6 protein-coding genes (1 of these 6 only partly in view) are annotated in these 7,500 nt (G+C 35.4%); all 6 read left to right on the forward strand.

Features of this window, described 5'->3' with window-relative positions:
* The gene (dnaA, locus tag MKX37_RS00005) at nucleotides 1–1,341 is read left to right on the forward strand and encodes a chromosomal replication initiator protein DnaA (RefSeq protein ID WP_002016481.1); all 1,341 of its coding nucleotides are present in this window, start codon (nucleotides 1–3) and stop codon (nucleotides 1,339–1,341) included.
* 182 nt (nucleotides 1,342–1,523) lie between these two features.
* The gene (dnaN, locus tag MKX37_RS00010) at nucleotides 1,524–2,669 is read left to right on the forward strand and encodes a DNA polymerase III subunit beta (protein ID WP_002130198.1); all 1,146 of its coding nucleotides are present in this window, start codon (nucleotides 1,524–1,526) and stop codon (nucleotides 2,667–2,669) included.
* 128 nt (nucleotides 2,670–2,797) lie between these two features.
* Complete coding sequence (yaaA, locus tag MKX37_RS00015; protein ID WP_002016484.1) at nucleotides 2,798–3,010, forward strand: S4 domain-containing protein YaaA; 213 nt, start codon at nucleotides 2,798–2,800, stop codon at nucleotides 3,008–3,010.
* 12 nt (nucleotides 3,011–3,022) lie between these two features.
* A complete protein-coding gene (gene recF / locus MKX37_RS00020; protein ID WP_002016486.1) occupies nucleotides 3,023–4,150 on the forward strand; it encodes a DNA replication/repair protein RecF in 1,128 nt (375 codons plus the stop codon).
* Nucleotides 4,151–4,188: 38 nt separating this feature from the next.
* On the forward strand, nucleotides 4,189–6,111 hold the full coding sequence (gyrB, locus tag MKX37_RS00025) for a DNA topoisomerase (ATP-hydrolyzing) subunit B (protein ID WP_002034986.1): 1,923 nt from the start codon (nucleotides 4,189–4,191) through the stop codon (nucleotides 6,109–6,111).
* A gap of 88 nt (nucleotides 6,112–6,199) precedes the next feature.
* On the forward strand, nucleotides 6,200–7,500 hold the 5' portion of the coding sequence (gyrA, locus tag MKX37_RS00030) for a DNA gyrase subunit A (protein ID WP_002016488.1). 1,171 nt of this gene lie beyond the right edge of the window; the window shows 1,301 of its 2,472 coding nt (coding positions 1–1,301); its start codon is at nucleotides 6,200–6,202; its stop codon lies off the right edge, out of view.

The following is a 7,500-nucleotide window of genomic DNA, read 5'->3' on the forward strand; positions in this document are numbered from 1 at the left end:
TTGGAAAATATCTCTGATTTATGGAATAGTGCCTTAAAAGAATTAGAAAAAAAGGTAAGCAAGCCAAGTTATGAAACCTGGTTAAAATCAACAACTGCTCATAACTTAAAAAAAGATGTATTAACTATTACAGCCCCAAATGAATTCGCTCGTGACTGGCTAGAATCTCATTATTCGGAACTAATCTCCGAAACACTTTATGATTTAACAGGGGCAAAACTAGCTATTCGTTTTATCATTCCCCAAAGTCAGGCAGAAGAGGATATAGATCTCCCTTCTGTTAAGCAAAAACACGCACATGATGAGTCTAATCACTTACCACAGAGCATGTTAAACCCAAAATATACATTTGATACATTTGTTATTGGCTCTGGTAATCGTTTTGCACATGCTGCTTCTTTAGCTGTAGCTGAAGCACCAGCTAAAGCCTATAATCCGCTCTTTATTTACGGGGGCGTTGGACTTGGAAAAACACATTTAATGCACGCAATTGGGCATTATGTAATTGAACACAACCCAAATGCAAAAGTTGTATATTTATCATCTGAAAAATTTACAAATGAATTTATTAATTCAATTCGTGATAATAAAGCTGTCGATTTTCGTAATAAATATCGTAATGTAGATGTCTTATTGATAGATGATATTCAATTTCTTGCTGGAAAAGAACAAACACAGGAAGAGTTTTTCCATACATTTAATGCGTTACATGAAGAAAGTAAACAAATTGTGATTTCAAGCGATAGACCACCAAAAGAAATCCCAACTTTAGAAGATCGCCTTCGTTCTCGCTTTGAATGGGGGTTAATTACGGACATTACGCCACCAGATTTAGAAACTAGAATCGCAATTTTACGTAAAAAAGCAAAAGCAGAAGGTCTTGATATACCAAATGAAGTTATGCTTTATATCGCAAATCAAATCGATTCAAATATTCGTGAACTAGAGGGTGCACTTATTCGAGTTGTAGCTTATTCATCTTTAATTAATAAAGATATGAATGCTGATTTAGCGGCTGAAGCGCTTAAAAATATTATTCCAAACTCTATACCTAGAATTATTTCTATTTCTGATATTCAAAAGGCTGTTGGGGGCGTCTATCAAGTAAAATTAGAAGATTTCAAAGCAAAAAAACGGACAAAATCCGTTGCATTCCCTCGCCAAATTGCGATGTATTTATCACGTGAACTTACGGACTCATCTTTGCCAAAAATAGGTGAAGAATTTGGTGGCCGCGATCATACAACAGTAATCCATGCTCACGAAAAAATTTCGAAGCTATTAAAAACGGATACTCAATTACAAAAACACGTTGAAGAAGTTAAGGATATTTTAAAATAGTAGTAGCTGAATAGTGTGAATAACTTAGCTTATTTTACGCACAGTCTATCCACATGTAGATAGACTGTTTTTACATCTTTAAACAGGGTTATCCACATATCCACAAGCCCTATTACTATTACTACTACTTTTTTATCTTTAATAAATAAATAAAATCTTATACTTACCGGAGGTTTTTCGTTATGCGTTTTACAATACAAAAAGACTATCTTGTAAGAAGTGTACAAGATGTAATGAAGGCAGTTTCTTCTCGTACAACAATTCCAATTCTTACAGGGATTAAAGTTGTAGCAACTGAAGAAGGAGTTACTTTAACAGGTAGTGATGCAGACATCTCTATCGAATCATTTATCCCAGTCGAAGATGCTGGAAAAGAAATTGTGGAAATTAAACAATCAGGAAGTATTATTTTACAAGCAAAATATTTTAGTGAGATCGTAAAAAAATTACCTAAAGAAACTGTCGAAATTTCTGTGGAAAATCATTTTATGACAAAAATAAAATCTGGAAAATCAGAGTTCAACTTAAATGGTTTAGATGCTGCTGAATATCCGTTATTACCACAAATCGAAGAACATCATGTATTTAAGATTCCAACAGATTTACTAAAGCACATGATTCGTCAAACAGTATTTGCAGTTTCAAGTTCTGAAACAAGACCGATCTTGACAGGTGTAAACTGGAAGGTATATAACAGCGAGCTAACTTGCATTGCAACAGATAGTCACAGACTAGCACTTCGTAAAGCAAAAATCGAAGGGTATAATATTGCCGATGAATTTCAAGCGAATGTCGTTATTCCTGGTAAGAGCTTAAGTGAATTAAGTAAAATTCTAGATGAATCCGAAGAAATGGTAGATATCGTTATTACGGAGTATCAAGTATTATTCCGTACAAAACATTTATTATTCTTCTCAAGATTATTAGAAGGAAATTATCCAGATACAACGCGTTTAATTCCAGCTGAAAGTAAAACTGATATATTTGTAAATACAAAAGAATTTTTACAAGCGATTGATCGTGCGTCGCTGTTAGCAAGAGATGGTCGTAACAACGTTGTTAAATTATCGACATTAGAACAACAGATGTTAGAGATTTCTTCGAATGCACCAGAGATCGGAAAAGTAGTAGAAGAGGTTCAATGTGAAAATGTAGATGGAGAAGAATTAAAAATATCTTTTAGTGCAAAATATATGATGGACGCATTAAAGGCTTTAGATAGTACAGAAATTAAAGTTAGTTTTACTGGAGCAATGAGACCGTTTTTAATTCGCACAGTAAATGATAATTCCATTATCCAATTAATTTTACCAGTCCGTACTTACTAAGTAAGGATTAAGGGTTGCTAGTGTAAAGGTACTAGTGACCCTTATTTGATTTGTGGGGTATTACTTTCCTAATGCTAGTTTATTTAGTACAATGAAAGAATGAACACTTTCAGAAAGTGAGCGATTTTATGAAACTTATTAAGATTTCAACAGAATACATTACACTAGGACAATTTTTAAAGTTAGCTGATGTAATTGATACAGGTGGCGCTGTGAAATGGTTCTTACAAGAATATGAAGTATACGTGAATCAAGAACTTGAAAATAGAAGAGGCCGAAAGTTATATGCAAATGATATTGTTGAAATTCCGGGAAGCGGAACTTTCCAAGTTCAGGCATAAAGGGGGATCCCTTTGTTTATTACAGAAATACAATTAAAAAACTATCGCAATTATGAGCATTTAGAGCTTTCCTTTGAGGATAAAGTCAATGTAATTATTGGTGAAAATGCGCAAGGGAAAACGAATCTGATGGAAGCTATTTATGTATTGGCGATGGCGAAATCTCATAGAACTTCGAACGATCGTGAACTCATTCGTTGGGATGAGGATTATGGTAATATAAAAGGTAGATTACAAAGGCGAAATAGTTCAGTATCCTTAGAATTAAATATTTCAAAAAAAGGTAAAAAGGCAAAGTTAAATCAGTTAGAACAACAAAAATTGAGCCAGTATATTGGTGAAATGAATGTTGTTATGTTTGCCCCAGAAGATTTAAATCTTGTAAAAGGAAGCCCTCAAGTACGAAGACGCTTTTTGGATATGGAACTTGGACAAATAGCTCCGGTCTATTTGTATGAATTAAGTCAATATCAAAAGGTACTCACGCAACGAAATCATTTACTTAAGAAGATGCAAGGGAATAGTAAAAATGAGGAAACGATGTTGGATGTATTTACACTTCAACTTATTGAGCATGGTGCAAAAATTTTGCGAAAACGTTTTGAGTTTTTGCATTTACTACAAGAATGGGCTGCTCCAATTCATCGTGGAATTAGCAGGGGATTAGAGGAGTTAGAAATCGTTTATAAACCAAGTGTAGATGTATCAGAATCAATGGATTTGTCGAAAATAAAGGAAGTATACTATGAAAGTTTTCAATCTGTGAAACAACGTGAAATTTTTCGGGGTACAACTTTACTTGGTCCTCATCGTGATGATTTACAATTCTTCGTTAATAGTAAAAATGTTCAAGTCTTTGGTTCACAAGGACAACAACGAACAACCGCACTATCCCTAAAATTGGCTGAAATTGAATTGATATACTCAGAGGTTAAGGAATATCCAATTCTTTTACTAGATGATGTGTTATCAGAATTAGATGATTATCGTCAATCGCATCTGCTAAATACAATTCAAGGAAAAGTACAAACCTTTGTGACAACGACGAGTGTCGAGGGAATTGAACACGAAACATTGAAAGAAGCGAAAACAATTCATGTAACGAACGGCACGGTAGATTGTGAAATAGACAGAAAATAATTTCTGTTTAAATGGAAAAGTAGGTGATCTTTGTGTCAATGGAACAAAAGCAAATGCAGGAAAATGCATATGATGAAAGTCAGATTCAGGTGTTAGAAGGACTGGAGGCAGTTCGAAAGCGTCCTGGTATGTATATTGGTTCTACAAGTGGAAAAGGTCTTCATCACCTCGTGTGGGAAATTGTTGATAACAGTATTGATGAAGCTTTAGCAGGATATTGTGATGAAATTAATGTCAGTATTGAAGAAGATAATAGTATTGTTGTAACAGATGATGGTCGTGGTATCCCTGTTGGTATACAAGAAAAAATGGGACGTCCTGCTGTAGAAGTTATTATGACGGTACTCCATGCCGGTGGTAAATTTGGCGGTGGTGGTTATAAAGTTTCTGGTGGTTTGCATGGTGTAGGTGCATCTGTTGTAAATGCTTTATCAACAGAATTAGAGGTATTTGTACATCGAGATGGAAAAATACACTATCAAAAATATGAACGCGGGGTCCCGGCTGCGGATTTAAAAGTAATAGGTGAAACTGATCGTACAGGAACGATCACACGCTTTAAGCCAGATTCAGAAATTTTTACAGAGACGACAGAATACGAATTTGATACATTAGCGACTCGTATGCGTGAGTTGGCGTTTTTAAATCGTAATATTAAATTAACAATTGAAGATAAGCGTGAACATAAGCAAAAGAAAGAATTCCATTATGAAGGTGGAATTAAATCATATGTTGAACATTTAAATCGTTCAAAACAACCGATTCATGAAGAACCTGTATATGTTGACGGTTCAAAAGATGGGATTCAGGTTGAGGTTGCTCTTCAATATAACGAAGGCTATACAAATCATATTTATTCATTTACAAATAATATTCATACGTATGAAGGCGGTACACATGAGGTAGGTTTTAAGACTGCTCTAACACGTGTAATTAACGATTATGGTCGTAAAAATAATATTTTAAAAGATGCGGATAGTAATTTAACTGGTGAAGATGTTCGTGAAGGCTTAACAGCAATCGTGTCAATTAAGCATCCAAATCCACAATTTGAAGGACAAACAAAGACGAAACTTGGAAATAGTGAAGCGAGAACGATTACAGAGTCTGTATTCTCAGAGGCGTTTGAAAAGTTCTTACTAGAAAACCCTAATGTTGCACGTAAAATTATAGATAAAGGGACTATGGCAGCGCGTGCACGTGTAGCGGCTAAAAAGGCTCGTGAACTAACGCGCCGAAAGAGTGCTCTAGAAGTTTCAAGTTTACCAGGGAAGCTAGCTGATTGTTCTTCTAAAGATCCAGCAATTAGCGAAATTTATATCGTGGAGGGTGACTCTGCGGGCGGATCTGCAAAACAAGGACGCGATCGTCATTTTCAAGCGATTTTACCACTGAAGGGTAAAATTATTAACGTTGAAAAGGCACGTTTAGATAAGATTTTATCAAATGATGAAGTTCGTACAATTATTACAGCAATTGGTACAAATATTGGTGGGGATTTTGCTATTGAAAAAGCTCGCTATCATAAAGTTATTATTATGACAGATGCCGATGTTGATGGTGCACATATTCGTACCCTATTATTAACGTTCTTCTATCGTTATATGCGTCAAATCATTGAGTGTGGATATATATATATCGCACAGCCACCGTTGTTTAAAGTACAACAAGGTAAAAAAATTCAATATGCTTATAACAATAAAGAACTTGAAAAAATACTAGCTGAATTACCAGCTCAACCTAAGCCCGGGATTCAGCGTTATAAAGGTCTAGGGGAAATGAATCCAACTCAGCTGTGGGAGACGACAATGGACCCAGAAGTACGTTCGTTACTTCAAGTTTCCCTTCAAGATGCAATTGAAGCGGATGAAACATTTGAAATTTTGATGGGTGATAAAGTAGAGCCGCGTCGTAACTTTATCCAAGAAAATGCAAAATACGTGAAAAACCTTGATATTTAAGTGAGTAATGACAGGAATCTAAGTATTCCTGTCTTCTACATATAAATCAATGTATGTGTAACGGAAATGTAAGAGGAGGTGCTCGTTGATGTCAGACAATCAACAACAAGCACGAATTCGAGAAATTAATATTAGTCATGAAATGCGTACCTCATTTTTAGATTACGCAATGAGTGTTATCGTGTCTCGTGCATTACCAGATGTTCGTGATGGATTAAAACCAGTTCATCGTAGGGTTTTATATGCGATGAATGATTTAGGAATTACAGCTGATAAAGCATATAAGAAGTCGGCGCGTATTGTCGGCGAAGTAATTGGTAAGTATCACCCGCACGGTGATTCAGCTGTTTATGAAACAATGGTACGTATGGCACAAGATTTTAGTCAACGTTACATGCTTGTTGATGGACATGGTAATTTCGGTTCTGTTGATGGAGATTCAGCGGCAGCAATGCGTTATACAGAAGCAAGAATGTCTAAGATTTCTATGGAATTAATACGCGATATTACAAAGAATACAATTGATTATCAAGATAACTACGATGGTTCTGAAAGAGAGCCAGTTGTATTACCAGCGCGTTTCCCTAACTTATTAGTCAATGGTACGACGGGTATTGCGGTTGGTATGGCAACAAACATTCCACCGCATCAACTTGGAGAAGTAATTGATGGTGTGTTGGCATTAAGTCATAACCCTGATATCACTATCGCGGAATTAATGGAATATATTCCTGGGCCAGACTTCCCAACTTCAGGTTTAATCTTAGGGCGAAGTGGAATTCGAAGAGCTTACGAAACAGGTCGCGGTTCTATTATACTTCGTGCTAAAGTTGAAATTGAAGAGAAAGCAAATGGTAAACAAACTATTATCGTAACAGAACTACCTTATCAAGTTAATAAGGCGCGATTAATTGAAAAGATCGCAGAACTAGTTCGTGATAAGAAAATTGAAGGTATTACAGATTTACGTGATGAATCAGATCGAAATGGTATGCGTATTGTTATGGAAGTACGTCGTGATGCCAATGCCAATGTACTATTAAATAATCTATATAAACATACAGCACTCCAAACAAGTTTCGGTATTAATATGTTGTCTCTTGTAAATGGAGAGCCACAAGTCTTAAATTTAAAACAAAATCTATATTATTATTTAGAGCATCAAAAGGTAGTGATTCGTAGACGTACTGCTTATGAATTAGAGAAAGCAGAAGCGCGTGCTCATATTTTAGAAGGCTTACGAATTGCTTTAGATCATCTTGATGAAGTTATTACTTTAATCCGTAGTTCAAAAACAGCTGATATTGCAAAACAAGGTTTAATGGAACGTTTCGGCTTAAGTGAGAAACAAGCGCAAGCGATTTTAGATATGCGTTTGCAACGTTTAAC

The organism is Bacillus sp. FSL R5-0709, from assembly GCF_038004785.1.
Classification (GTDB): domain Bacteria; phylum Bacillota; class Bacilli; order Bacillales; family Bacillaceae_G; genus Bacillus_A; species Bacillus_A mycoides.

Coding starts and splice junctions, on each gene's coding strand:
- dnaN (WP_002130198.1), top strand. CDS start 1,524: ATGCGTTTTACAATACAAAAAGACTATCTTGTAAGAAGTGTACAAGAT.
- yaaA (WP_002016484.1), top strand. CDS start 2,798: ATGAAACTTATTAAGATTTCAACAGAATACATTACACTAGGACAATTT.
- gyrB (WP_002034986.1), top strand. CDS start 4,189: ATGGAACAAAAGCAAATGCAGGAAAATGCATATGATGAAAGTCAGATT.